This window comes from Streptomyces sp. SID14478 (assembly GCF_010548525.1).
Lineage (GTDB): Bacteria > Actinomycetota > Actinomycetes > Streptomycetales > Streptomycetaceae > Streptomyces.
Genome location: NZ_JAAGMG010001420.1, coordinates 1 through 219 on the forward strand (window position 1 = coordinate 1; position 219 = coordinate 219).

The 219-nt window shown below is 81.3% G+C and carries 1 pseudogene; it reads left to right on the forward strand.

The features are described from left to right. Nucleotides 1–219, forward strand: a pseudogene (locus G3I40_RS44680) (hypothetical protein); the annotation flags it as partial.

A 219-nucleotide genomic window follows, 5' to 3' on the forward strand; every position in this document is an offset into this window, starting at 1 on the left:
CGGCACCGCGGCCGCGGCCTACGCGTCCGGCGGTGAGCTGCGCCCCTCGTGGGTGAGCTGCGGCGCGCATCTCGTCGTGGTCGCGGTGGCGGCCGCCGGGGCCGGGGTGTGGACCGCGCACGGGCGGCCGCGCGGACCGCTGCCGGGCGCGCTGCGCCGGACGGTGGACGTGCTGCCGCAGACGCTCGTGCGCGAGATCCTCCCGGTCGCCGGTCGGGC